This is a genomic window from Microbacterium candidum (genome assembly GCF_030315975.1).
In the GTDB taxonomy this organism is placed as follows: domain Bacteria; phylum Actinomycetota; class Actinomycetes; order Actinomycetales; family Microbacteriaceae; genus Microbacterium; species Microbacterium candidum.
Genome location: NZ_JASXSZ010000005.1, coordinates 64,927 through 89,734 on the forward strand (window position 1 = coordinate 64,927; position 24,808 = coordinate 89,734).

The window sequence follows — 24,808 nt, forward strand, 5'->3', positions numbered from 1 at the left end:
TTAGGGCGAGACGGTGCGGATGACGTCGGTATCCGGCAGTGGCGCGGCGCCCCGCTCGCGCAGGTCGGGCATGTACCCCACGAAGAGCACCGCGACGACGAGCGCGAGGGCGCACAGGGCCGTCGCCGCCCAGTACGAGGCGGTCGGCCCGCCCGTGAGGTCGATCAGGAAGCCCGCGACCGCCGAGCCCACGGCAGCGCCGATGAGCTGGCCCGTCCCGGTCCAGCCGAACGCCTCCGCGGTGTCGCTGAACTTCACGCTCGCGGTCGTGATCGCCGAGCCGACGGCGAGAGCCGGGGCGATGCCGATGCCTGCGACGAACAGCCATCCGCTGATCCACCACACGTTCACCCACACGCTCGCGAGCGCCAGGCCGACCGCGACGACGGACAGGCGCCGGGCCATCGCCCACGGGCCCATCGGCAGGTGGCCGAAGGCGAATCCTCCGACGAGGCTGCCGATCGAGAAGACGGCGAGCACGACGCCGGATTCGACGCCCTCGTGGTTGAAGGTCGCGACGACGCTCGCCTCCACGGCGGCGAACGAGCCGATGAACAGGAATCCGATGATGGTCGCGAGGAGGATCGGCGGGCGCGTCAGCACCTTCCCGAACGCGCGCTTCGACGGCGGGATGCGCACGCGCCCGACCTCGGGCGAGAGGATGAACCACGCGCCGCCGCTGATGAGGATCGCGACGACGAGGAGCAGTCCCTGCGTCGTGCCGATCTGGGTCGCGGTGAACGTGATGAGCACCGGCGCGATGATCCAGATGAGCTCCTGCAGCGACGCGTCGAGCGAGTAGAGGGTCGTCAGCTGGCGCGATGTCACGAGCTTGGGGTAGATCGTCCGGGCGGAGGCGAGCACCGGGGGCGTCGCGAAGCCGGCGATGAAGCCGAGCACGACGTAGACCGCGAGCGGGACGATCAGGAACGCCATCGCGAGCAGCGCTGCGGCGCAGATCGCCGTCGTGACGGTGAGGACCTGCCGCATCCCGAACCGCCCCATGAGGCGCGTCGTGACCGGGCCGGACAGCGCCTGGCCGATGGATGTCGCCGCCAGGACGATGCCCGCGGCTCCGTAGGAGCCCGTGATCTGCTCGATGTGCAGAAGGATGGCGAGACTCGTCATGCCGTTCGGAAAGCGCGCGGCCAACTGTGCGGCGATGATGCGCAGGACCCCGGGTGTGCGAACGATCTCCCGGTATCCAGCCATCCGTCCAGATTATCGTGACCGATCGGCGTGCCGAGGGACGGGGCGGGAACGGCCCTGCGACACGCCGGGGGCGCACGGGAGGCCCAAATCCGATGTCGGTGACCCGGCGTACGGTCGGTACCTGTGGATGACTCCATCTCGGAGGGCTCTCACAGGCTTCTTTCCGCGGAATCCCGGGGTCGCGAACACATGGCCCGGCTGTGGATGAAACGGTGGAGAACCTGTGTTGAACATGGGGAGGACGGTGGAAAACTACACGGATGTAACTACTAGCCCTTGTGGTGCTTCCCAGTGTCGGTACCCATATGTAGTATTGGTGCTCCGGCGGGGGGAACTGCCGAGATGAACGACCGACCGAGGGGAGAACACGTCGACATGGCGATCACGGTCTACACAAAGCCCGCCTGTGTGCAGTGCACCGCGACTTACCGCGCACTGGACTCGAAGGGCATCGAATACGAGGTCCACGACCTCTCGCAGGACCCGGAGGCGCTCGAGCAGGTCAAGGCGCTCGGCTACCTCCAGGCCCCCGTCGTGATCACCGACGACGGCCACTGGTCGGGCTTCCGTCCCGACAAGATCGACGAGCTCGCAGCCCGTCTGGCCTGACAATGCTCGCCGCCGTCGCCGGGCCCCGTGCCGCCGGCGCCGTCGGCGGCACGGCACGGGAGCGCGTTCCGCTCCTCGTCTACTTCTCGAGCGTGTCGGGCAACACCGCACGTTTCATCGAGAAGCTCGGGATGCGGGCCGTGCGCATCCCCCTCCACGGCAATGAAGCTCCGCTCGTCGTCGACGAGCCCTTTGTCCTCGTGACGCCGACGTACGGCGGGGGACAGGGGCGCGGCGAGGAGGCGGGTGCCGTTCCCAAGCAGGTCATCCGTTTCCTCAACGACGAACGGAACCGCCGTCTCATCCGCGGGGTCATCTCCGCAGGCAACACCAACTTCGGCGAGCACTTCTGTCTCGCCGGCGACATCATCAGCCGCAAGTGCCGCGTGCCCCACTTGTATCGGCTCGAACTCTTCGGCACGCCGGACGATGTGGATCGCGTGAGCGACGGATTGGAACGATGGTGGAAGCAGCAGTGACCGAGCCCGAGGACAAGACGGTGCCCGACTTCAAGTCGGACACGCGGTTCGATGGGATGGACTACCACTCCCTGAACGCGATGCTCAATCTGTACGACGCGGACGGGAAGATCCAGTTCGAGGCCGACAAGCGCGCCGCACGGGAGTACTTCCTGCAGCACGTGAACCAGAACACCGTGTTCTTCCACTCGCTCAAGGAGCGCCTCGACTACCTCGTCGAGAAGGAGTACTACGAGCCGCAGGTGCTCGCCCAGTACCCGTTCGAGTTCATCGAGAGCCTCAACAAGCGCGCCTACGGGGCGAAGTTCCGCTTCGAGACGTTCCTCGGCGCGTTCAAGTACTACACGAGCTACACGCTGAAGACGTTCGACGGCAAGCGCTACCTCGAGCGCTTCGAGGACCGCGTGGTCATGACCGCGCTCGGGCTCGCCGCCGGCGACCAGAAGCTCGCCGAGGCGCTCGTCGACGAGGTCATCGCGGGGCGTTTCCAGCCGGCCACGCCGACGTTCCTCAACACCGGCAAGGCGCAGCGCGGCGAGCTCGTCTCCTGCTTCCTCCTGCGCATCGAAGACAACATGGAGTCGATCGCCCGCGGCATCAACTCCGCGCTGCAGCTGAGCAAGCGCGGCGGCGGCGTGGCGCTGCTGCTGTCGAACATCCGCGAGTCGGGTGCGCCGATCAAGCAGATCGAGAACCAGTCGAGCGGCATCATCCCGGTCATGAAGCTCCTCGAAGACAGCTTCAGCTACGCGAACCAGCTGGGTGCGCGTCAGGGTGCGGGCGCGGTGTACCTGTCCGCCCACCACCCGGACATCATGCGGTTCCTCGACACGAAGCGCGAGAACGCCGACGAGAAGATCCGCATCAAGACGCTGTCGCTCGGCGTCGTCGTGCCGGACATCACGTTCGAGCTCGCCAAGAACGACGAGGACATGTACCTCTTCTCGCCGTACGACGTCGAGCGCGTCTACGGCGTGCCGTTCGGCGACATCTCGGTGTCCGAGAAGTACCGCGAGATGGTGGACGACTCGCGCATCAAGAAGACGAAGATCAACGCGCGCGAGTTCTTCCAGACCCTCGCCGAGATCCAGTTCGAGTCGGGCTACCCGTACATCATGTTCGAGGACACGGTGAACCGGGCGAACCCGATCAAGGGCCGGATCAACATGTCGAACCTGTGCTCCGAGATCCTGCAGGTGAACACGCCGACGACGTACAACGAAGACCTGTCGTACGCGCAGATCGGCAAGGACATCTCCTGCAACCTCGGCTCGCTCAACATCGCGCTGGCGATGGATGGCGGCGACCTCGGCCGCACGGTGGACACCGCCATCCGCGCCCTCACCGCGGTGAGCGACCAGAGCCACATCCAGTCGGTGCGCTCGATCGAGGACGGCAACGACCGGTCGCACGCGATCGGCCTCGGCCAGATGAACCTGCACGGGTACCTGGCGCGCGAGCACGTGCGCTACGGCTCGGAAGAGGGCCTCGACTTCACGAACATCTACTTCTACACGGTGCTCTTCCACGCGCTGTCGGCGTCCAACAAGCTCGCGATCGAGCGCGGCCAGACGTTCGACGGGTTCTGGGACTCCACGTACGCGAGCGGCGAGTTCTTCGACAAGTACCTCGAGCGCGAGTGGGCGCCGCAGACGGAGCGCGTGCGCGAGCTGTTCGCGGGCCACACGATCCCGACGCAGGCGGACTGGGCCGAGCTGAAGGCATCCATCCAGCAGCACGGCATCTACAACCAGAACCTGCAGGCCGTCCCGCCGACGGGGTCGATCTCGTACATCAACAACTCGACGAGCTCGATCCACCCGATCGCGTCGAAGATCGAGATCCGCAAGGAAGGCAAGCTCGGCCGCGTCTACTACCCGGCGCCGTTCATGACGAACGAGAACCTGGAGTACTACGAGGACGCGTACGAGATCGGCTACGAGAAGGTCATCGACACGTACGCCGCCGCGACCCAGCACGTCGACCAGGGCCTGTCGCTGACGCTGTTCTTCAAGGACACCGCGACGACGCGCGACATCAACAAGGCCCAGATCTACGCCTGGAAGAAGGGCATCAAGACGATCTACTACATCCGCCTCCGCCAGATGGCGCTGGAGGGGACCGAGGTCGAAGGCTGCGTCAGCTGCACGCTGTAAGGGAACACGAGAATGACTGAGAAGCTCAAGCTGCTGGACAAGGTCCAGGCGATCAACTGGAACCGCATCGAGGACGAGAAGGACGTCGAGGTGTGGAACCGGCTGACCGGTAACTTCTGGCTGCCCGAGAAGGTGCCGCTGTCGAACGACATCCAGTCGTGGAACACGCTGACGCCCGAGGAGCAGCAGCTGACGATGCGCGTGTTCACGGGCCTGACGCTCCTGGACACCATCCAGGGCACGGTCGGCGCCGTGTCGCTGATCCCGGATGCGGTGACCCCGCACGAGGAGGCGGTGTACACGAACATCGCGTTCATGGAGTCGGTGCACGCGAAGAGCTACTCGTCGATCTTCTCGACGCTGTGCTCGACGAAGGAGATCGACGAGGCGTTCCGCTGGTCGGTCGAGAACGAGAACCTGCAGCGCAAGGCGCAGATCGTCATGGAGTACTACCGGGGCGACGAGCCGCTCAAGCGCAAGGTGGCGTCCACCCTGCTCGAGTCGTTCCTCTTCTACTCGGGCTTCTACCTGCCGATGCACTGGTCGTCGCGGGCGAAGCTGACGAACACGGCCGACATGATCCGCCTCATCATCCGCGACGAGGCCGTGCACGGCTACTACATCGGCTACAAGTTCCAGAAGGGGCTCGAGCGCGTCGACGAGGCGAAGCGTCAGGACCTCAAGGACTACACGTTCTCGCTGCTGTACGAGCTCTACGACAACGAGGTGCAGTACACGCAGGACCTCTACGACGGTGTCGGCCTCACCGAGGACGTCAAGAAGTTCCTGCACTACAACGCCAACAAGGCGCTGATGAACCTCGGCTACGAGGCGATGTTCCCGTCCAGCGTGACCGACGTGAACCCCGCCATCCTGTCGGCCCTATCGCCGAACGCCGACGAGAACCACGACTTCTTCTCGGGGTCGGGCTCGTCGTACGTCATCGGCAAGGCCGTCGCGACGGAAGACGAGGACTGGGACTTCTGAGTCCCACCTCTCTCGATCGGGCTCTCGACCGCCCCTGTGGATAACTCCGCAGGGGCGGTCCGTTTTACATAGGGTGGACGGATGACGTCCCGCCCCGGTGTTCTCCTCGTCGCGTGCCTCCTCGCGCTCGGGCTGACGGGATGCGTCGGCGATCCGTCGCCCGCGCCGTCGACGACCGCACCTGCCTTCGCAAGCGACGCGGAGGCGTACAAGGCCGCGGAGAAGGTCTACCGGGAATACGTGGATGCTGCGAACAACATCAAGCTCGAGGAACCGACGACCTTCGATGCGCTGTTCGAGTGGACGACAGGTGACGCGAACGCAGGATCGCGCAAGACGTTCTCTCAGATGCATGCCGATGGATGGCATGTGGCCGGGGTCACTCGTGTAGAAGCCATAGCGCCGTCCGAACGCCAGGTAGATCCCAGAGACTCGCCAACCCTCGACGTCTGTCTCGACGTGTCAGACGTGAAGTTGTCCAATGCGGCGGGCGAATCTGTCTCAGATCCGAATCGACCCCCTGTGCAGTCGATGCGGGTGAAATTTGAGCTTGCGCGCGACGCGAAGTACGGGTTACTGATCTCTTCGATCGATGGCCGAACGGATGGTCTGGTTTGTTCGCATTGAATGGCACTTCAGTTCTATTGCTCACCTTGCTTGTCACCATCGGAACCCAGCCTGAGGCAATAGTTCGAGCATCGAGCTGTAATGACGTTGGCTGGGGCGCAACATGCCACGCATCTTCTGACGGATCAAGTGTCGAGCTAAGCGCCTCTCGCGACGGACAATCGGGCTCCGACCACGCATCCGGCAGCAACAAGAACCCGGGCACCGCCCGCCTCTCGCCATCGCCATCGCCGACACCGCCGTGCGTGGCCGATCAGAATACGCTCTGTCGGGAGCTGTTCAGCGTCGTGGTGATGCGGCCGCGGGCCGAGGATCTCGCATCTTTCGTCCCGAACAAGGCGAGCCTGACGATCGAGCCGGACGGCATCGGCATCGTCGGCGCACCGACGAACATCGTCGCCGACGTCGGGACTCACACGCTCACGGGGACGCTCTTCGACCGGCCGGTCACGGTGCGCTTCACCCCCGCCGCTTACTCGTTCGACTATGGCGACGGCACCACTGCGAAGACCGGCAGGGGCGGGTCCACTTGGAGCGCCCTCCATCAGGCGCAGCTGACCTCGACGCCGACGAGCCACGTCTACCGAGCCCGCGGTACGTTCACCGTCTCCACGCGGGTCGTGTACGACGCGGCGGTCGATTGGGGCGACGGCGTCTGGTACGACGTGATCGGGCAGGTGCGCAGCGCTCCGAGCGCAGCCGACATCCGTGTGTACGAAGCCCGTACCGCCCTCGTCGCCCACACCTGCCAGGAAGTCCCGACCGCCCCCGGCTGCTGAGCCCATCGCCGTGTCGCTCGCTCTGGCGACATCTTTGAGCGCCTGCAGCCAGGCCACTGAGTGTGCAGCCCCGCGGTCGCCTCTGGCAGCCGCGAGTCTGCCGTCGTCAACAGCGCGCATGGGGCACGCCCGGTCGGCACCGGATCTCAGAACGGCGGGTTGTCACCGTAGTCGCGCTTCTCGAGCCGGGCGAGTGCGGACGTGAGCCTGCGCACCTCGTCCTGATCTTCGGGCGAAACATCTCCAGCTCCCCGTGGCGCCCAGGTTCTGTGGTCAAGATCCTCACTCGACCAGTCGACGCCGCCATCACGGGGCGCGTTCCAGTCGACGTCGTCTTCACCCAAGGCGCTCCTGTCGACGGCATCATCGCCGGCGGCGCTCCAGTCGTCCTCAGACATGCTCGTGCCGCGGGTGAGGACGGGGGACTGGATCCGAACCGTGCCGTCGGGGCCGCGCACGAACCTCAGCTTCGACCTCGTCTTCAGGACGTGGTCATTGCCGCAGAAGGGATTGAGGTTCCCGAGGTTCGTCCGCCCGGCGTATGGGCCGTGGTAGTCGAGCCAATGGTCGATGTCCGAATCGGCGGCGGGATGTTCACAGCCGTCGACGGCGCACGTCGCGTAGGCGAGGGTGAGCCACTCGCGCTGCGCCGGGGTCGCGATTCGCGCTCTGCGATCCATGTCCACGACGGTGCCGGTCACAGGGTCGGTGATGACACGCCGGAAGACGCCTTCGTATAGGAGAGCGCCGATCGCCGTGGCGGGATCGATCGGCTCGCGTCCGTCGAGCAGGGGCTCATCGTTGAGGTTCCGACCGGTCGCCGACGACTGTCTGGTCGGGCCCGCACGACGCACGCTCGCCTGCGCGTCGGGGGTGAGCAGGTTCACCGGGATGGTCACGAGCACCTTCGTCTTCACCGCGGTAGGCGTGTTCTCTCCGCGTAACCAGGCGGAGAGTAGATCGGCGCGGATCTGGTCGCGCGTGCGGCCGCCGCGTTCGGTCGTGGCCACGTGCTTCGCTGAGGATGTGAGGCGTCGCTTCGCCGCCACAGCCTCATTCAACGGGAGGTAGGCCGAGAGCCACGCCATACCGTCATCGGCCGGGTCGACAACGACGCGGCGACGGGCCGCCGCATCCCGATGCCGGATCTCCGGTGGGATCTGCGAGAGCCGGCGAGCCGTTCTCCGTGCCCGCGCCGCGAAACCACCGGCACCGAGGCGGACGACCGCATCGCTGAGTTCGTCATCGAATTCGCGGGTGATGTCCGGATGTTCGCCCAGTACGGCGAGCAGGATCACCGCGGTCTCCACCTGGCGGATCGTTGCGTATCCGTCTTTCGCGCGCCGCCACAACCCGGGCAGCCGCGCGTCGGCTGTGCCGGCCACGTTTGCAAGAGTGCGGATCGCGTTCTCGGACATCTGGAATCGGAGTGCGGCGTCACGGACGACAGCCCGCTCGGCGATCTCGACGGCGTCGACATGTTCGGTGTGTGCGTACACGTGCGGGTGCGCCTTGGCGAACGCGACGATCTCCGAGATCGTCTCCGCCTGATACGCGGCGCGCGTGTTCACGGCGAACTGATCTTCCTGCGCGCTGTCGAACAGATGAGCAAGCAGGACCGCGTCAGCGTCTTCACCTGAGGACGGAGAATCGACGATCGCGCTGCTTGACATGCTTCAACACTAGAACATAATATCGAAACATGCAAGCATCGATGTCGCGAAGTTTCGTCAGTTCGAACACCCGCACCCGCGAATCCGCCGCTCTACGAGGTGCGCCGGTCGAGGTCCCACCGGCAACGCGCCGTTCGCCGACACGCACCCACCTGTTCACCGACGAGCCAGAGCCGCGCCACCCGCGGCTGCTCAGCTGGGAGAGTCCTATGCGCAGGTGATGCGCATGCTGAATCAGACCGGAGGAGTTCCCCATGCCCATCCGTCCCACCCGCTCCCGCATCGTCGCGCTCACAGCCGTCGCCGGCGGGGTCGCGCTGGTCGCGGCATCCGCCGTCTCCGCCGGAGCCGTCATGCAGCTCAGCCTCGATCAGCAGGGCGGCGCGACGCGCCACACCGTCTCCGCCGGTCCCGACGAGGTGAGCCAGTCCGAACTCGCCCACGCGCTCAACAAGGCGAGGGCGCGCAACGTGATCCTGCTGATCGGCGACGGCATGGGCGACAGCGAGATCACCGTCGCGCGCGACTACCTGTACGGAGCGGCCGGCACACTTCCCGGCATCGATGCGCTGCCGATCACGGGTCAGTACACGACCTACTCCCTCTACAAGGACGGCACACCCCTCGCGGGCAAGCCGGACTACACGCCCGACTCCGCCGCCACGGGCACGGCGTGGGCGACGGGCACGAAGACGTACGACAACGCGATCTCCGTGGACATCCACAACACCCCGCACCCCACGCTCCTCGAGCGTGCCAAGTCGGCAGGCCTCCGCACCGGCGACGTCACGACGTCGGAGATCCAGGATGCGACGCCGGCGGTGCAGGTCGCGCACGTCGCAGCCCGCAGCTGCTACGGCCCCGACACCGCGTCGTGCGGCGCGGACGCTCTGGTCAACGGTGGCAGAGGCTCCATCTCGGAGCAGTTGCTGAACACTCGCCCCGACGTCACGCTCGGCGGCGGCTCGGCGACGTTCGCGCAGACTGCGAAGGCGGGCGAGTGGGCCGGCAAGACCCTCTTCACCCAGGCCGCGGAGCGCGGCTACAACGTCGTCACCGACGGCGCGGGCCTCGCCGGTGTGAAGAAGGCCGATCAGAACAGTCCTGTCCTGGGGCTCTTCGCGCCTGGCAACCTCCCCACGCGCTTCCTGCCCTCTACAGCGACGATCGGCGGCTCGGGTGCGGCGACCGGACAGGTCTGCCAGCCGAACCCCGACTACCTCGGCAAGGACGGCGTCACGCTCAAGGGCATGACGGAGAAGTCGATCCAGCTCCTCGACGACAAGAAGGCAAAGAAGGGCTTCTTCCTGCAGGTCGAGGGCGCGTCGATCGACAAGCGCGACCACTCCGCCGACGCGTGCGGCCAGATCGGCGAGACGCAGGACTTCGATGAGGCGGTGCAGGCCGCACTCGACTTCGCGAAGCGCGACAAGGACACCCTCGTCATCGTCACGGCCGACCACGCGCACACGAGCCAGATCGTCGACGGCTCGACCCCCGGCCTCGGCACGACCCTCACCACCCTCGAGGGCTCGCCGCTGCGCATCTCGTACGGCACGGCGGCCGCGGGCGGTTCGCAGCAGCACACCGGGTCGCAGCTGCGGATCGCCGGCTACGGTCCGGGCGCGATCCGGGTCCTCGGCCTCACGGACCAGACGGACACCTTCTTCACGATCGCGAACGCGCTGTCGCTGAAGACCGACTGACCCGGTCGGGAGGACCGACCGACCAGTCGGAGACACCCGGCGGATCCAGCCGGGAACCGGGGGGCGGGTGGCGCGGGGATGCAGCCACCCGCCCCTTCAGCACCCTTTCAGCGCCCCGCAGATTCAGCGCCGCGCGGACGCGGTGACGGTGAACTTCGCGTTGCGAGCGATCTGCCGGGTCGGGCCGACGAGCCGTTCAAGAACGGGACGGTAGTGCAGCGCCGAGTTCCACACGCACCAGAGCTCTCCGCCGGTCCGGAGCACCCGCGCCGCATCCGCGAACAGGCGCGGGGCGACGTCCTCCGTCACCACCGCTCCGACATGGAACGGAGGGTTGAGCACGATGCACTCCGCGGATCCCGCGGCGCGTGACGACAGCAGGTCGTCGCGCACGACGTCGACGCGGTTCGCAACGCTGTTGGCGAGTGCGGTCTCGCGGGCGGAGGCGACGGCGGCTGCCGACTGATCCGTCGCGAAGACGCGGAGGGATGGATGCCGCAGAGCAAGGCTCGCGGCGACGACGCCGCTGCCGCATGCGAAGTCGATCACCTCATCGGGCACCGTCGCAGGCAGCGACTCCAGGAGGAACCGCGTGCCGATGTCGATCGCAGGGCCCGCGAACACTCCGCCATATGCGCAGACGACGAGACCGTCGATCGTGGCTCGACGGGCGACGGGGTCCGCTCCGTCGTGCGGCCCGCGGGAGATGAGAACCCGCGACTTCTGCCGTGCGTGGGAGACGTCGAGCGTGCCGAAGAACGACCGCAGCACGTCGTTCATGGCGTGGGTCATGTGCTTGAGCCGCCCACCGGCGACGACGACGACGTCAGACGACGCGTGCGCGGCGACGAGGCCGGCGATGTCCCGAAGGGCATCGAGCGAGCGCGGCAGGCGCAGCAGCACCACACGCGCGCCCGACACGAGCGACGCGTCGAGCGGCAGCGACGTGAAGCCTGACAGGCCCATTCGCTCCGCATTCGCCGCGAGGGCGAGTTCGCCGGACAGGGGGTCCTGGTGCGCCCGCACACCGGAGGCGCCGGCATCCACTGACGCGAGAGTCAACGCGCCGTAGGCGTCGCCGATGACGACCAGGTCGCCGGCTCCGGCGCCCGAGCGGAGGACCGAGGACTCATCGAGGATCAGGCGGTCCGCCGCATCCATCGCCGGAAGGTCCGGACCCTCGAGATCTGGCCAGCGCCGCAGGAGGTCGGGGGAGAAGGACATGTGTCCACGCTAGCCGGGCGGCCGGTCGACCCGGCGGTACCATGGATTTCATGCCTCGCCAGCCCGAATCCAACGGCCCCGTGATCGCGCTGCTGACGGTCTCCGCCATCTGGGACGCGCGGCTCGGCGCCGCCCTCAAGGACCTCGGTCTCACGACCCGCAAGTACGGTCTCCTCGCGCACATCCATGCCACTCCCGGCATCTCGTTCAGCGACCTCGCTCGCCGATCGCAGATCACGGTCCAGACGGCTCACACCGCCGTGCGGGCGCTGCAGGACGACTCACTCGTCCACGACGCGAACGCGCACGCCGGCTCGGCCTCGGACCTCCGCGTGACCGACAAGGGCGAGCGCATTCTGGCGGAGGCGGAGAAGCGGCTCGCGGCGCTCGATCAGGCGTTCGCGTCGGGCGCACCCCAGCTCACCAACGCACTCGAGGGCCTCCACGAGCAGCCGTTCGGAGCGTGAGCACCCAGCCATCCTTCAGGAGCGCTGAATCCCTTCAGATATGCTGAAGGTGTGTTCCAGAAACCCCTCACCCTCTTCCGTGCGCTCTCGGTCGCCGAGGCGATCACGTGGGCGCTGCTGATCTCCGCGCTCATCCTCCGCGCCGCGACCGGAAATGCGCTCGTCGTCACCATCGCGGGCGGCATCCACGGCTTCATCTTCCTGTCCTACGGCGCGACGGCGATCCTCGTCGCGATGAACCAGCGCTGGGGCGCTTGGCCCGCCGTCGTCGCGATCGTCAGCGCCATCATCCCCTTCGCGACGATCCCGACCGAGCTGTGGCTCCATCGTTCGCACCGCCTCGAGGGCGATTGGCGCCTCGAGCAGACCGACGATCCCCGCGATGCTGTCTGGTACGACACCTGGATGCGGTGGTTTCTCCGTCGTCCGTGGGTGCTCGGTCTGCTGATCCTCGCCGCGATCGTCGTGCTGTTCACCGTGCTGCTGATCATCGGTCCGCCCGGCGGCAAGTGAGCGGCGCGAACTGACGAAACGGCCCGCCCTCCCGATCGCCTCGATCGGGAGGGCGGGCCGTTTCGGGCGGGCTTGCTTCGTCACCAACCGGTGGTGAGCACCCGCTCGAGAGCCTCGACGAACGCATCCGCGCTCGCGCGGGAGAAGACCATCGGCGGTTTGACCTTGAGGATGTTCTGGTGGTCGCCGGTCGGCTGGATGAGGACGCCGAGCCGCCGCATCCGGTCGCAGATCGCTGCCGTCTCTTCGGTCGCGGGCGTCCCGTTCTCGCGGACGAACTCCGGCCCGAGATAGAACCCGAAGCCGTTGACGGCGGCGAGCAGGGGATGCCGCGAGCCGAGCTCCTCGAGGCGCTCCTTGAGATACGTCCCGACGACCGCGGCGTTCTCCTGCAGCCCCTCGGACTCGATGATGTCGAGCACGGCGTGCCCGACGACCGAGGACACCGGTGAGCCGCCCGCGGACGAGAAGAAGTACCCCTGGGTGCGGTACGACTCCGCGATCTCGCGCGTCGTGATGACCGCGCCGAGGGGATGCCCGTTGCCCATCGCCTTCGCGACGGCGACGATGTCGGGCACGACGCCCTGCTGCTCGAAGCCCCAGAACCAGTGGCCGAGCCGGCCGTAGCCGACCTGCACCTCGTCGGCGACCGCGACGCCGCCGTGTGCGCGCACCGCCGTGTACACGGCATCCAGGTATCCGTCGGGCAGCGCCACCCCGCCCGCGTTGCCGTACAGGGTCTCGGCGAGGAAGGCGCCGGCGGGCGTGCCCCCGGCAGCCAGCCGCTCGACCTCGGCGACCGCATCCACCGCGTATCGCGAGGGGTCGTCCGTGCGCGACGACACCGGCGCATCCACCGTGTGCACCCATTCGGGCCGCGTCTCGAGCGCGTTCGGGTTGTCGGCGACGGAGGTCGACACGGCATCGGTGAGATACGTCCAGCCGTGGTACGCCTCGCGGACGGCGAGGATGTCGCGCTGCCCCGTGTGCGCCTGCGCGAGCCGCAGCGCGAGGTCCACCGCCTCGGACCCGCTGTTGACGAGGAACACCTGGTCGAGGCCGTCCGGAAGCAGATCCGCGAGGCGCTCGGCGAAGTCGGCGATCGCCGGGTAATGGAACCGGGAGTTCGTGTTGAGGAGGCTCCACTGCCGACGGATCGCCTCGACGATCCACGGATGGGCGTGGCCGATCGAGGTCACGTTGTTGAGCGCGTCGACGTAGACACGTCCGTCGGCGTCGACGAGCAGTTCGCGCCAGCCCCGCTCCATGATGGGCGGGTCGGTGAAGTAGTGCTCCTGCACCTCGGCGACGTGCTGCTCGCGCTTCTCGAGGAGCCAGGCCGCATCGCCGCTGTGGATCATCGCCGGCGGCAGTCCGAACAGCGGCGACGGATCCGCGACGAACGGCCGCCACGCCGGCGCCAGCGCCGCGGTCGTGAACGTCGGAACCGCGATGCCGTCCGCGACCAGTGAGATCGTCGCATGGTCGGCGACGCGCGCGAACACCTCGCCCTCGCGCACGGGTCCGGCGGCCACGCCCGTGGCGCCCATGATCCGGAGCCGCAGTCCGTTCCCGACGAGGTCGCCGGATGCCTCGACCACGCCGTCCCACGGCGCCTGCAGAGGAACGTGCTCGGACACGACGAGGTCGAGCCCGAGCGGGACGTTCTCGGGAGCCTCCTGCGCGTAGGGGCGGGAGCGCGTCAGACGCGGCTCGCCGAACCTCGTCGCGATCGAGGATGCAAAGGAGTGCTCCGCCTTCGCGGCGCGCAGGATGGATGCCTCGGCATCCTCGTCCAGCCACCACCCCTCGTCGAGCGACGGGCTCGTGACCGAGAAGTCGACGAGACCAGGCGTGTATCGACGTCGGATCAGGCGCCCTGACGGTGTCGCGAGCGCCGCCCCGGGCTCTCCGGCTGCGCCACGCACGAGCTCGGTCGCGACAGGCATCGGCAGCGAGACGGCGGCCTCGAGGATGAGCTCCTCGTGGGCGAGATTCTCGGCCGCGTACTCGTTGCCCGGATCGGTGGAGAGGACGTGGTGCGCGCTCGCGACCAGCACCGCCGCGCGCAACGCGACGAGCGGCCACAGCACGTCGAGCTCGGCATCCACCAGCGGCAGGAGAGCGTGATAGGCGGCGACCGCCTCGACCGCGGTGGTGAGATCGACGCCGTCATGGTGCAGCAGCGACGACAGCGTGATCGCGAGCTCGCCCACACGCCATGTGCGGCCGAGGTCGCCGAGATCGATCACCCCGTCGGGGATCCGCCCGTCCGAACTTACCACGTTGTCGTCGGTGAGATCGCCGTGGATGACCTTCACGGGCAGCTCGGCCGCGCGCGCCGAGACAGCCGCCCACGCCTCCGCCGCGACCACCGAGAGCCGCGCCCGCAGCACCTCGTCGGCGACCGACGGCAGCAGCGTCTCGAGTGCGGACATCGCGTGCCGCAGGTCCCACTGGTTGACGCGGTCGGCTCCCGGATCGTCGAAGTCGGCGAGCGCGAGATCGACGGATGCGGCGAGCCGGCCGATCGCGCGCACGGCGGCGGGGGAGAGATATCGGTTGCCGGAGAGGGTGCGCCCGGGAAGGAAGTCGAGGAGTCGCGCGTGCGCGGTCTCGCCGCCGAGGGGGACCGGACGCACGCTCGTGCCGTCCGCGAAGACGTGCGGCAGCGGCACCCGGACGTCGGTTCGCTCGGCGATGAGCGCGGCTGCCCGCGACTGCGCCTCGAGCTCGGTCGCCGGTGTCGCCGGGTTCGCGATCTTCAGAAGCCGATCGACGTGGCCGTCGTGGATGACGAAGTTGAGGTCCTGGTTGCTGCCGAGCGACCGGACGGCGCCGGTGACCCCGAACAGTCCGCCGGCGATCCGCCCGGCTTCGTCGAGGGAGACCTCGGGGGGCGGGGATTGAACGAGCGATACGGTCTCGGGCACCCTGGAAGTCTGTAGCATGCGCACATGTCCCACAAGCGACGCGGAGACCGACTCTCCGCGGGCCTGATGCTCTGCGCCGTCGCGGTGGCCCTCGTCTGGGCGAACCTCCCCGGGCCCACCTACACCGAGTTCTGGGACATGCCGCTGACCATCGGGATCGCCGACGTGAGCTGGACCTTCACGGTCCACGCGCTCGTCAACGAAGGACTGATGACGTTCTTCTTCTTCCTCGTGGGGCTCGAGGTGAAACGCGAGTTCACGATCGGCGAGCTCACCTCTCCGCGGCGCGCGGTGCTGCCTGCGGCGGCGGCCGTCGCGGGGCTCATCGTGCCGGCACTCCTCTTCGCCGCGATCACCGCGAGCACCGGCGAGTCCCATGCGTGGGGCGTCGTCATCTCCACCGACACCGCGTTCCTCATCGGGGCGCTCGCCCTCATCGCGCCGGCGTTCCCGGCACGCCTGAGGACGTTCCTCCTGACCCTCGCCGTCGTCGACGACATCGGCGCGCTCGCTGTCATCGCCTTCTTCTACAGCACTGGCATCCAGGTCATCCCGCTCACCTTCGCCGGCGTGTGCATGGTGCTCATCGCCCTGGTGCGGTTCCTGCCGGCCGGGCGCGGCATCTCGTACACGCTCCTCGGCGTCGCACTGTGGGTGCTCGTCCTCCTCGCCGGGGTCCACCCGACGCTCGCGGGCGTCGCCGTCGCGCTCCTCATCCCCGTCTTCCCGCCACGACGGCGCGACGTCGAGCGCGCAGCCGAGCTCACCCAGCAGTTCCGCGAGTCGCCGAATGTCTACTACGCGGCGGCGGTCGCGCGGAGCGTCCGCGACTCCCTGTCGATCAACGAGCGCGTCGACGCCGCGTGGCGCCCGTACATCGCGCTCGGCGTGCTCCCGATCTTCGCGCTCGCGAACGCCGGCGTGCGGCTGGATGCCGCGACGATGCTGGATGCGGCGACCTCACCCGTCACGTGGGGCGTCATCGTGGCGCTCGTCGTCGGCAAGTTCGTGGGCATCACGGGGATGACGGCGCTCCTGCGGCGCCTCGGCGTCGGCGAACTGGCACCAGGACTCGGCATGAACCGCATCGCCGGGGGAGCAGCGCTCTCCGGCATCGGCTTCACGATCGCCCTCTTCCTCGTGCCCGTCGCGATCGCCGACCCGCACACGCAGGACCTCGCCCGCGTCGGCGTGCTCGCCGCATCCGTCCTCGCCTTCCTGCTCGGGTGGGTGCTCCTCAAGGTCGGCGACCGGGTGCGGCCCCCGATGGTCGTCGGTGCGCGCCTCAACCGCCCGGTCGACCCCGAGCGCGACCACATTCGCGGGCCCGTCGACGCACCGCTGACGATCGTCGAGTACGCCGACTTCGAGTGCCCGTTCTGCAGTCGCGCGACGGGATCGATCGATGCCGTACTCGCCCACTTCGGCGACCAGTTGAGATGGGTCTACCGCCATCTGCCGCTCGATCAGGTCCACCCGCACGCGACGGCCGCGGCCGTCGCCGCCGAGGCCGCGGCCATGCAGGGACGGTTCTTCGACTACGGGCCGGTGCTCTTCTCTTCGCAGGACCACCTGGAGACCGACGACTTCTGCCGATACGCGAACGAGCTGGGCATGGACGTCGAGAAGTTCATCGCGGATCTGCGTTCGCCGGAAGCCGCGCGACGCGTCGAAGACGACCGCTTCGACGCTCAGCTCATGGACCTGCACTCGACGCCGACGTTCTTCATCGGCGAGAAGCGGCATATCGGCCCTTACGACTCGGCGACGCTCATCCGGGCGCTCGAGGCGTCGCGCGACACCGTGCGGCGGTAGCAGCCGAGTCAGCGCGGCACGAGCTGCTGCAGCGTCCAGCGGTTGCCGTCGGGGTCACGGAACGTGACGAAGCGGCCCCATGCCTGATCGTCCACGCCGTCGGCGTCGACGCCGAGACCCTGCAGGTGCGCGAGCGCTTCGTCGGCGTCCGGCACGACGACCTGGATCGTGTTCTGCTGCCCGGGTGCGAGATCGATCCCGAGCCCGGTGCCGAAGGCGATCGAGCACGCCGATCCGGGAGGCGTCATCTGCACGAACCGCAGACCGGGGAACGGCGTCTGGTCGTGATCGGGGTTGAACCCGATCCGCGTGTAGAACTCCTTCGCGACATCCACATCGCTCACCGGAACGAAGATCAACTCGATGCGCCAGTCCATCGCTGTCTGTGTCATGTCTCCACGCTAGGGAGGGGGTCCGACACGGCTCGGGAATACCTCGCAGATGCGGTGGTTGAACTTGACAGAAGCACGCTCAAGTTTCAGGAGGAACCCGTGCCCGAAGACTTCCCCGCCGAGGGAAACAGTGCGTTCGACGACTTCCTCGCCCGCTATCTCGCGGGCGAGCAGGCCCGAGAGGCGCGCTCGATCGACCTCACCCGATTCCTGACCACGCGCACGCAGGCGATCCTGCAGCGCGCCGGCCGGTTCGCGCTCGAACGCGGCCAGACCGAGCTCGACGCGCTGCACATCCTGCGCGTGCTGGTCGAGGACGAGACCGTCGCGCAGGCGGTGCGCCGCATCGGCGTCGACCCCATGCGCATCGTCGCAGCGGCCGAATCGCGCCTGCCCGCGACGAGCGGTGCCGCGAACGTGGATGCCGCGACCATCACTCCGAGCGCGTCGCGTGCGCTGTTCCACGCGTACCAGGTTGCGCGCTCGTCCGGCTCCACCTACATCGAGCCCGAGCACGTCTTCTTCGCGCTCGTCCTCGGCCAGGACGCCCCCGCGGGCCAGGTGCTCGCGCACGCGGGCGTGACGGCGGAGGCGCTGACGCAGGGGATGCGCGAGCAGATGCCCACGGGGACGCCCGCAGCGGACCCCGAGGCCGAGGGGGCTCCGGCATCCACCACCCCGATGCTCGACACGTACGCGACCGACCTCACCGCGCTTGCGCGCGACGGAAAGCTCGACCCGGTCATCGGCCGGGTCGACGAGATCGAGCAGACGATCGAGATCCTCAGCCGCCGCACCAAGAACAACCCGGTGCTCGTCGGCGAGGCCGGCGTCGGCAAGACCGCGATCGTGGAGGGCCTCGCGCGGGCGATCGTCGCGGACGAGGTTCCGGCGCAGCTGCGTGACAAGCGCGTCCTCGTGCTCGACCTGCCGGCGATGCTCGCGGGCGCCCGCTACCGCGGCGACTTCGAGGAGCGCCTCACCAAGACCATGGACGAGATCGCGGGAGCCTCGGGCGACATCATCGCCTTCGTCGACGAGGTCCACACGGTGGTCGGCGCGGGCGCCGGAGGCGAGGGGGCGATGGATGCGGGCAACATCCTGAAGCCGCGCCTGGCCCGTGGCGACCTGCACCTCGTGGGCGCGACGACCCTCAAGGAGTACCGCACGATCGAGAAGGACCCGGCGCTGGAGCGCCGGTTCCAGCCGGTGCGCGTCGGCGAGCCGTCGATCGCCGACGCCGTGCTCATCCTGCAGGGCCTGCGCCCCGCGTACGAGGAGCACCACGGCGTGACCTACACCGACGCGGCGCTGCGCGCCGCCGTCGAGCTCAGCGACCGGTACGTCACCGAGCGCGTGCTGCCGGACAAGGCGATCGATCTCATCGACCAGGCCGGCGCCCGGCTGCGCCTCCGCCTCGGCGCGAAGATCGACGTGTCGAAGCTCATGCAGCGCCTCGCCGACCTCGAGGCGGAGAAGAACTCCGCCGTCGCCGCCGAGCACTACGAGGAGGCGTCGGCCGTGCGCGACCGCATCGCCGAGGTGCAGCGGGAGATCGAGGATGCGGCGGCCGCCGGCAACCCCTCGACAGGCTCGGGGAACGGAGCAGCGGTCGTGGACGAGCCCGAGATCGCTGCGGTGATCAGCCGGGCCACCGGCATCCCGGTGTCGCGCCTGACCGCGACCGAGCGTGCGCGCCTCGCGTCGCTCGGCGAGGAGCTGCACGGACGCGTCATCGGCCAGGACGACGCGGTGGAGGCGGTCGCGAAGTCCGTCCGGCGCAACCGCACCGGCATGGGCGACGCGCGCCGGCCGATCGGATCGTTCCTCTTCCTCGGCCCGACCGGCGTCGGCAAGACCGAGCTCGCGAAGGCGCTCGCGGCATCCGTCTTCTCCGACGAGGACGCCGTGATCCGCTTCGACATGAGCGAGTTCGGCGAGCGCCACACCGTGTCGCGCCTCGTCGGCGCCCCTCCCGGATACGTCGGCTACGACGAGGCCGGGCAGCTCACCGAGCGCGTACGCCGCAACCCGTACTCGGTCGTCCTCTTCGACGAGATCGAGAAGGCCCACCCGGATGTCTTCAACCTGCTGCTGCAGGTGCTGGACGACGGGCGCCTGACCGACGGACAGGGCCGCACGGTCGACTTCCGCAACACGATCGTCGTGATGACCTCGAACCTGGGTTCGGAGTACCTGGCCTCGCGCTCCGGCGCGATCGGGTTCACGACGAGCGGCTCCTCCTATGAGGAGGAGGACCTGCGCAACCGCGTCATGGGACGCCTGCGCGAGGCCATGCGGCCCGAGTTCCTCAACCGCATCGACGAGATCGTGCTGTTCCGCAAGCTCGAGAAGGCCCAGCTTCGCGACATCGTCGGACTGCAGCTGCAGGCCACGGCATCCCGTCTCGCGGTCCGCGAGGTCGCGTTCACGGTGTCCGACGCGGCGATCGACTGGCTCGCCGAGCACGGATACGAGCCCGAGTACGGGGCGCGTCCGCTGCGCCGGCTCATCCAGCGCGAGGTCGACGACCGCATCGCCGACCTGTTCGTGTCGGGCGAGCTGGCCGACGGCGGGACGGTGACGGTGGATGCGTCCGCCGGCAGCCTGCGGGTTGTTTCGACGACTCTCGCCGCAGCCGCGTGAGACACACGAAGGCGGGGCGTTCCTTCGGGACGCCCCGCCTTCGCGTGCGGGCATTCACCGCTTGTCGAAGCGCACGCCCGCCGGATCCTTGTCGAGTACCAGCAGGACGATGACGATGATCTCGCCGACCACCGGGATGAACGCCAGGAACCAGAACGCGCCCGACTTGTTCGTGTCGTGGAACCGTCGCCATGTGACGGCGAGACCGGGGATGAGGATCGCCAACGACCACAGCACGGCGATGATCATCACGGGCACGAAACCGGGACCGTACACGAGCTTGCCGGTCGCCTGGTCGACGGACGCGCCGGACAGTCCGAAGATGAGCGCGAACGTCCACAGGACCACTCCGATGATGACGTTGAACAGGTAGGCCCACCAGTACTCGCTCCGGCTGGCGCGTCCGCTGAAGGTGGCGTACTTGCGCCAGAAGCGGCCGACCGCCTGCCCGAAGGTGGCGTTGTACAGGGGCTGGTCGAGGGGCACTGCGGGACTGGTCATCGGGGCCTCCTTGGTGGAATGGCTTCATTCTGGCGGGTGCGCGCCGCCAAGCCGGGAATTGAGCGTCCCTCGCCGTGAGGGTCGCCGATGGGGCATGCTCGAACCATGACGCATCCACGGCTCTCCATCGGCGTCGCGGGGCTGCTCGGCCCCGATGCGATCGCCCGCATCGCCCCCACCGTCGAAGCCGCGGGATTCCACGCGCTGTGGGTGAACGACACGCCCGGCGGCGACGCGCTCATCGCTCTGGCCGCTGCCGCACGGGTGACCTCGCGGCTGACCCTCGCGACCGGTGTGCTGGCGGTCGACCGCCGGCCGGCGGAGTCGATCGCGGCGGCCGTCGGGGATATCCCGCAGGACCGGCTCGTGCTCGGCATCGGTTCCGGGCAGACGTCGGTCGGCGCGCTCGCGCGGGTGCGGGATGCGGCCGAGCTGCTGCGCGAGCAGACCGACGCGCAGGTCCTCGTGGGGGCGCTCGGCCCGAAGATGCGCGCGGTCGCAGCCACCGCCGGGCAGGGGCCGCTCCTCAGCTGGCTGACGCCATCCATCGCCGCGGCGCAGTCCGCCGAGGCGCATGCGCTGGAGCCCGCCGCGCACGTCGCGCTGTACGTGCGGACGGCTCTGGATGCGGCGGCCCGCCCAGCGCTCGACGTCGAGGTCGCGCGCTACGCGTCGTACCCGAAGTACGCGGCGAACTTCGCACGGCTCGCCATCTCAGCGGCGGACACGGTGCTGGATCCCGATACCGCGGACACCCGCATCCCGCAGTACGTGGACGCCGTCGACGAGGTCGTGCTGCGCGCGATCGTCGCTTCGGACGCCGTCGAGGACTATGCGGCGTTCGTCGATCGCGCAGCGGGAATGGTGGACTAGCCCCATGGCACGCATCGGCGCGATCTTCGTCCCGCACTGGTATCCGCCCGAGGACCTCCCCGCCGCCGCGCGCGCGGCCGAGGAGGCCGGGCTCGGCGAACTGTGGCTGTGGGAGGACTGCTTCGTCCACTCGGCGTATGCCGCGGTGACCGCAGCTCTGGCAGCGACGTCGTCCTTGCGTGTGGGCATCGGCATCTCTCCGATGCCGATGCGCAACGTCGCCACGAGCGCGATGGAGATCGCGACCGTCGAGCGGCTCTTCCCCGGACGGCTCCTGCCCGGCATCGGCCATGGTGTGCAGTCCTGGATGGGGCAGATCGGAGCCCGCGTCGCGTCGCCCCTGACGCTCATGCGCGAGTACGTCCCGGCGCTGCGATCGCTGCTCGCGGGGGAGACCGTCTCGGTCTCGGGGCGGTATGTCTCGCTGTCCGACGTGTCGCTGGGCTGGCCGCCCGCAGTTCCGCCGCTCGTCTACGCCGCAGCGGAGGGGCCGAAGACGCTGGCGCTGGCAGGCGAGGTCGCCGACGGCGTGGTGCTCGACAGCAGGCACACCGTGGACGAGATCGCTCGTGCCGTGGACGCCGTGCGCTCCGGGTGGGGCGCGCGAGCCGGCTCGCCCGACATCGTCGCGTACGTGCAGACCGCCTTCGGGGCGGATGCGGCGGCCCGGGCTCGCGTCGCGTTCGGCGACGAGCCGCCCGCCGATGTCGACGAACGGTCGCTCACCGGCTCGGTCGAGGACGTCGCGCACGGCGCGCAGGCGTTCATCGACGCGGGCGTGGACGCGGTCGTCCTGCTTCCCACGCGTGACGCGGAGCCGGCATCGTTCTTCCGCGACGCCGGCGCCGTGGCGCGGCTCATCGCGTGAAGGCCGGCGAATGGGCCGACACGGCTGAGGCGTATGCGGACTCGTTCGGCCGGCTGTGCGCGGGGGCCATCGCGCCCATGCTGGATGCGGTGGCGCGGCGCGTACCCGCCGGGAGTCTGCTGGATGCGGGGTCGGGTACTGGAGATCTCGCGGAGGCGGCGCGCGACCGCGGCTATGACGTCACCGGAGTGGATGCGGCGCCGTCGATGGTCGCGCTCGCGTCTGTTCGGCACCCGGGCCTGACGTTCTCGATCGGCGAGCTGCCGTCGCTCGCGTTCGCGGACGCATCCTTCGACGTCGTCACGGCGAACTTCGTGGTCAACCACGTCGCCGACCCGCGATCGGCGGTGCGCGAACTGGCGCGCCTGTCGAGCGGGGCGGTCGGGGTCAGCATCTGGCCGTCGGGGCCCAGTGCGATGGGCGAGCTCTGGAACGGCGTCATCTGCGATGCCGACGCCGTGCCTCTCACCGGGCAGCGCCTCGCTCCCGAGCTCGACTACGAACGCAGCCCCGTCGGGCTGGCGGGGATTCTGGCGGAAGCGGGGCTCAGCCACGTGCGTGCGGGATCCGTCTCGTGGTCGTTCGACATCTCTCCGACCGACCTCTGGGGAGCGGTCGAAGGCGGCATCGCCACGATCGGTCTCACCTATGCCGCGCAAGACGTCGATCGCCGTGATGCGATGCGAGCCGCGTACGGCCGCCGCACCGCAGACCTCGCCCCAGAGGGCATCCTGCACCTGCCGAGCACCGCGATCATCGCCGTCGGGACGGCTCGCTGAGACGCAGACGTCGATGTCGGAGGTCGCTGGCAGACTGCATCCATGCTGCTCGCGGAGGTCGTCGCCACCGTCTCGGAGGTCGCGGCCACGCGGTCGCGCCTTGCGAAGATCGACGCGCTCGCGGGGCTGCTCGCGCGGCTCGAGCCGCGCGAGATCGCGATCGCGGTCGGGTTCCTGACCGCGAGTCCGCGTCAGGGGCGGCTCGGCGTCGGCTGGCGCGGTGTCTTCGGCGTCGAGGTCGAGCACGCGGATGCCGCGAGCCTGACGATCGCTGAGGTGGATGCGGCGCTCGATGAGCTCGCCGCCGCAGGCGGGCCCGGATCCGCGGGCGTGCGCGAGACCAGGCTGCGTTCGCTCGCGGCGGCCGCGACCGAGCCCGAGTGGGATTTCCTCGCCCGCGTCATCCTGGGTGAGTTGCGCACGGGCGCGCTGGAGGGCGCGCTTCTCGAGGCGATCGCCCGGGCGGCGGGCCGGCCGGCTGCGACCGTGCGTCGCGCCGCGATGCTCTCCGGCGACCTGGGGGAGACCGCGGTCGTCGCCCTCACCGGCACGGAGGAGGAGCTCGACGAGGTCGGCCTGCGTGTCGGGCGACCGGTGCTGCCGATGCTCGCCGGCACCGCGGCATCCGTCGCCGACGCCGTCGCCCAGGCGGGCGAGAGCTCGGTCGAGTACAAGCTGGATGGGGCCCGCATCCAGGTGCATCGGCACGGGGACGACGTGCGGGTGTTCACCCGGAACCTCACGGACATCACGCATCGCGTGCCGGAGATCGTCGCGGTCGTCCGCGGCCTCCCGGCCGCCGACGTGATCCTCGACGGCGAGACGCTCGCGCTCGACGAGGACGGCGGCCCACGCGCCTTCCAGGACACGATGGCGCGCTTCGGGGCGGACGCCGAGCGCGACCTCGTCCTGCGGCCGTGGTTCTTCGACATCCTCCACGCGGACGGGCGCGACCTCGTCGACGAGCCGCTGCGCGTGCGACGGGCCGAGCTGGAGCGCATCGCTGGGGAGCACGTCATCCCCGGCATCCTCACCGCCGACGCTTCCGAAGCCGAGGAGTTCTCCCGCGCTGCGCTCGCGGCAGGGCACGAAGGGGTCGTCGTCAAGGCGATCGACGCACCGTATGCCGCCGGTCGGCGCGGGAGCGCGTGGATCAAGGTGAAGCCGGTGCTCACCTACGACCTCGTCGTGCTCGCGGTCGAGTGGGGATCGGGGCGGCGGACCGGGATGCTGTCGAACCTGCACCTCGGCGCGCGCGACCCCGAGACGGGCGAGTTCGTCATGGTCGGCAAGACCTTCAAGGGCCTGACGGACGAGCTGCTGCGTTGGCAGACCGACTACTTCCCGCAGATGGAGACGCGCCGCACGTCCTATGCGGTCCATGTCGAGCCGACGACCGTCGTCGAGATCGCGATCGACGGCGTGCAGCGCTCGCCGCGATATCCCGGCGGCATCGCCCTGCGCTTCGCGCGCGTCAAGCGCTACCGCCCGGACAAGACGGCGGCCGAGGCCGACACCATCCAGACCCTGCAGGCGCTGCTGAGATGACGAGAGGCCCGTCGCGTGAGC

The 24,808-nt window shown here is 68.9% G+C and carries 21 protein-coding genes; 15 read left to right on the forward strand and 6 right to left on the reverse strand.

Annotation, left to right across the window (positions count from 1 at the left end):
* Positions 1-1,212, reverse strand: a complete 1,212-nt coding sequence (locus QSV35_RS14880; protein WP_286289591.1) for an MFS transporter — start codon at positions 1,210-1,212, stop codon at positions 1-3.
* Between the two features lie 375 nt (positions 1,213-1,587).
* Between QSV35_RS14880 and nrdH the strand changes: the two genes are divergently transcribed.
* The 6 genes from nrdH (at position 1,588) to QSV35_RS14910 (ending at position 6,849) form a co-directional block, all read left to right on the forward strand.
* Positions 1,588-1,821 (forward strand): glutaredoxin-like protein NrdH, encoded by a 234-nt coding sequence (gene nrdH, locus QSV35_RS14885; protein WP_286289592.1) that lies wholly within the window; start codon positions 1,588-1,590, stop codon positions 1,819-1,821.
* Entirely contained in the window at positions 1,818-2,300 is a 483-nt protein-coding gene (gene nrdI, locus QSV35_RS14890; protein ID WP_419956857.1) for a class Ib ribonucleoside-diphosphate reductase assembly flavoprotein NrdI, read from the forward strand. Before nrdH ends, nrdI begins: the two co-directional genes overlap by 4 nt.
* A gap of 56 nt (positions 2,301-2,356) precedes the next feature.
* On the forward strand, positions 2,357-4,456 hold the full coding sequence (gene nrdE, locus QSV35_RS14895; RefSeq protein WP_419956858.1) for a class 1b ribonucleoside-diphosphate reductase subunit alpha: 2,100 nt from the start codon (positions 2,357-2,359) through the stop codon (positions 4,454-4,456).
* A 12-nt stretch (positions 4,457-4,468) separates the two neighbouring features.
* Positions 4,469-5,443 carry a class 1b ribonucleoside-diphosphate reductase subunit beta gene (nrdF, locus tag QSV35_RS14900; RefSeq protein ID WP_286289595.1) on the forward strand — a complete coding sequence of 325 codons (975 nt, stop codon included), beginning with the start codon at positions 4,469-4,471 and terminating at the stop codon, positions 5,441-5,443.
* Between the two features lie 81 nt (positions 5,444-5,524).
* A complete protein-coding gene (locus QSV35_RS14905; protein ID WP_286289596.1) occupies positions 5,525-6,070 on the forward strand; it encodes a hypothetical protein in 546 nt (181 codons plus the stop codon).
* A 245-nt stretch (positions 6,071-6,315) separates the two neighbouring features.
* Positions 6,316-6,849 (forward strand): hypothetical protein, encoded by a 534-nt coding sequence (locus tag QSV35_RS14910; RefSeq protein WP_286289597.1) that lies wholly within the window; start codon positions 6,316-6,318, stop codon positions 6,847-6,849.
* Between the two features lie 146 nt (positions 6,850-6,995).
* On the opposite strand, the gene QSV35_RS14915 is transcribed toward QSV35_RS14910, so the two are convergent.
* Positions 6,996-8,522: a DUF222 domain-containing protein gene (locus tag QSV35_RS14915; protein WP_286289598.1), complete on the reverse strand. Its 1,527-nt coding sequence runs from the start codon at positions 8,520-8,522 to the stop codon at positions 6,996-6,998.
* Between the two features lie 254 nt (positions 8,523-8,776).
* Between QSV35_RS14915 and phoA the strand changes: the two genes are divergently transcribed.
* Positions 8,777-10,228: an alkaline phosphatase gene (phoA, locus tag QSV35_RS14920; RefSeq protein WP_286289599.1), complete on the forward strand. Its 1,452-nt coding sequence runs from the start codon at positions 8,777-8,779 to the stop codon at positions 10,226-10,228.
* A 123-nt stretch (positions 10,229-10,351) separates the two neighbouring features.
* Here the strand turns inward: phoA and QSV35_RS14925 are convergent, their stop codons facing one another.
* Complete coding sequence (locus tag QSV35_RS14925; RefSeq protein WP_286289600.1) at positions 10,352-11,452, reverse strand: class I SAM-dependent methyltransferase; 1,101 nt, start codon at positions 11,450-11,452, stop codon at positions 10,352-10,354.
* A 50-nt stretch (positions 11,453-11,502) separates the two neighbouring features.
* Between QSV35_RS14925 and QSV35_RS14930 the strand changes: the two genes are divergently transcribed.
* Entirely contained in the window at positions 11,503-11,919 is a 417-nt protein-coding gene (locus QSV35_RS14930; RefSeq protein ID WP_286289601.1) for a MarR family winged helix-turn-helix transcriptional regulator, read from the forward strand.
* A gap of 51 nt (positions 11,920-11,970) precedes the next feature.
* Positions 11,971-12,432: a DUF3817 domain-containing protein gene (locus QSV35_RS14935; protein WP_286289602.1), complete on the forward strand. Its 462-nt coding sequence runs from the start codon at positions 11,971-11,973 to the stop codon at positions 12,430-12,432.
* Between the two features lie 80 nt (positions 12,433-12,512).
* Here QSV35_RS14935 and QSV35_RS14940 read toward each other — a convergent pair whose 3' ends face one another.
* Complete coding sequence (locus QSV35_RS14940) at positions 12,513-15,365, reverse strand: aminotransferase (protein WP_286289603.1); 2,853 nt, start codon at positions 15,363-15,365, stop codon at positions 12,513-12,515.
* Between the two features lie 24 nt (positions 15,366-15,389).
* Between QSV35_RS14940 and nhaA the strand changes: the two genes are divergently transcribed.
* Complete coding sequence (gene nhaA / locus QSV35_RS14945) at positions 15,390-17,180, forward strand: Na+/H+ antiporter NhaA (protein ID WP_286289604.1); 1,791 nt, start codon at positions 15,390-15,392, stop codon at positions 17,178-17,180.
* An 8-nt stretch (positions 17,181-17,188) separates the two neighbouring features.
* Here nhaA and QSV35_RS14950 read toward each other — a convergent pair whose 3' ends face one another.
* Positions 17,189-17,557, reverse strand: a complete 369-nt coding sequence (locus tag QSV35_RS14950; protein WP_286289884.1) for a VOC family protein — start codon at positions 17,555-17,557, stop codon at positions 17,189-17,191.
* 114 nt (positions 17,558-17,671) lie between these two features.
* Here QSV35_RS14950 and QSV35_RS14955 point away from each other — a divergent pair, with 114 nt between their 5' ends.
* A complete protein-coding gene (locus tag QSV35_RS14955) occupies positions 17,672-20,218 on the forward strand; it encodes an ATP-dependent Clp protease ATP-binding subunit (protein WP_286289605.1) in 2,547 nt (848 codons plus the stop codon).
* 54 nt (positions 20,219-20,272) lie between these two features.
* Here the strand turns inward: QSV35_RS14955 and QSV35_RS14960 are convergent, their stop codons facing one another.
* Positions 20,273-20,719 carry a DUF805 domain-containing protein gene (locus tag QSV35_RS14960; protein ID WP_286289606.1) on the reverse strand — a complete coding sequence of 149 codons (447 nt, stop codon included), beginning with the start codon at positions 20,717-20,719 and terminating at the stop codon, positions 20,273-20,275.
* A gap of 105 nt (positions 20,720-20,824) precedes the next feature.
* Here QSV35_RS14960 and QSV35_RS14965 point away from each other — a divergent pair, with 105 nt between their 5' ends.
* Genes QSV35_RS14965 through QSV35_RS14980 form a run of 4 tightly spaced genes read left to right on the forward strand, consistent with a single transcriptional unit; the run spans position 20,825 to position 24,787 of the window.
* Complete coding sequence (locus QSV35_RS14965; RefSeq protein ID WP_286289607.1) at positions 20,825-21,592, forward strand: LLM class flavin-dependent oxidoreductase; 768 nt, start codon at positions 20,825-20,827, stop codon at positions 21,590-21,592.
* 4 nt (positions 21,593-21,596) lie between these two features.
* On the forward strand, positions 21,597-22,460 hold the full coding sequence (locus QSV35_RS14970) for an LLM class flavin-dependent oxidoreductase (protein ID WP_286289608.1): 864 nt from the start codon (positions 21,597-21,599) through the stop codon (positions 22,458-22,460).
* Complete coding sequence (locus QSV35_RS14975; protein WP_286289609.1) at positions 22,457-23,239, forward strand: class I SAM-dependent methyltransferase; 783 nt, start codon at positions 22,457-22,459, stop codon at positions 23,237-23,239. The genes QSV35_RS14970 and QSV35_RS14975 overlap by 4 nt, the downstream gene beginning before the upstream one ends.
* Before the next feature lie 42 nt (positions 23,240-23,281).
* Positions 23,282-24,787: an ATP-dependent DNA ligase gene (locus QSV35_RS14980; protein ID WP_286289610.1), complete on the forward strand. Its 1,506-nt coding sequence runs from the start codon at positions 23,282-23,284 to the stop codon at positions 24,785-24,787.
* The last annotated feature ends 21 nt before the right edge of the window (positions 24,788-24,808 follow it).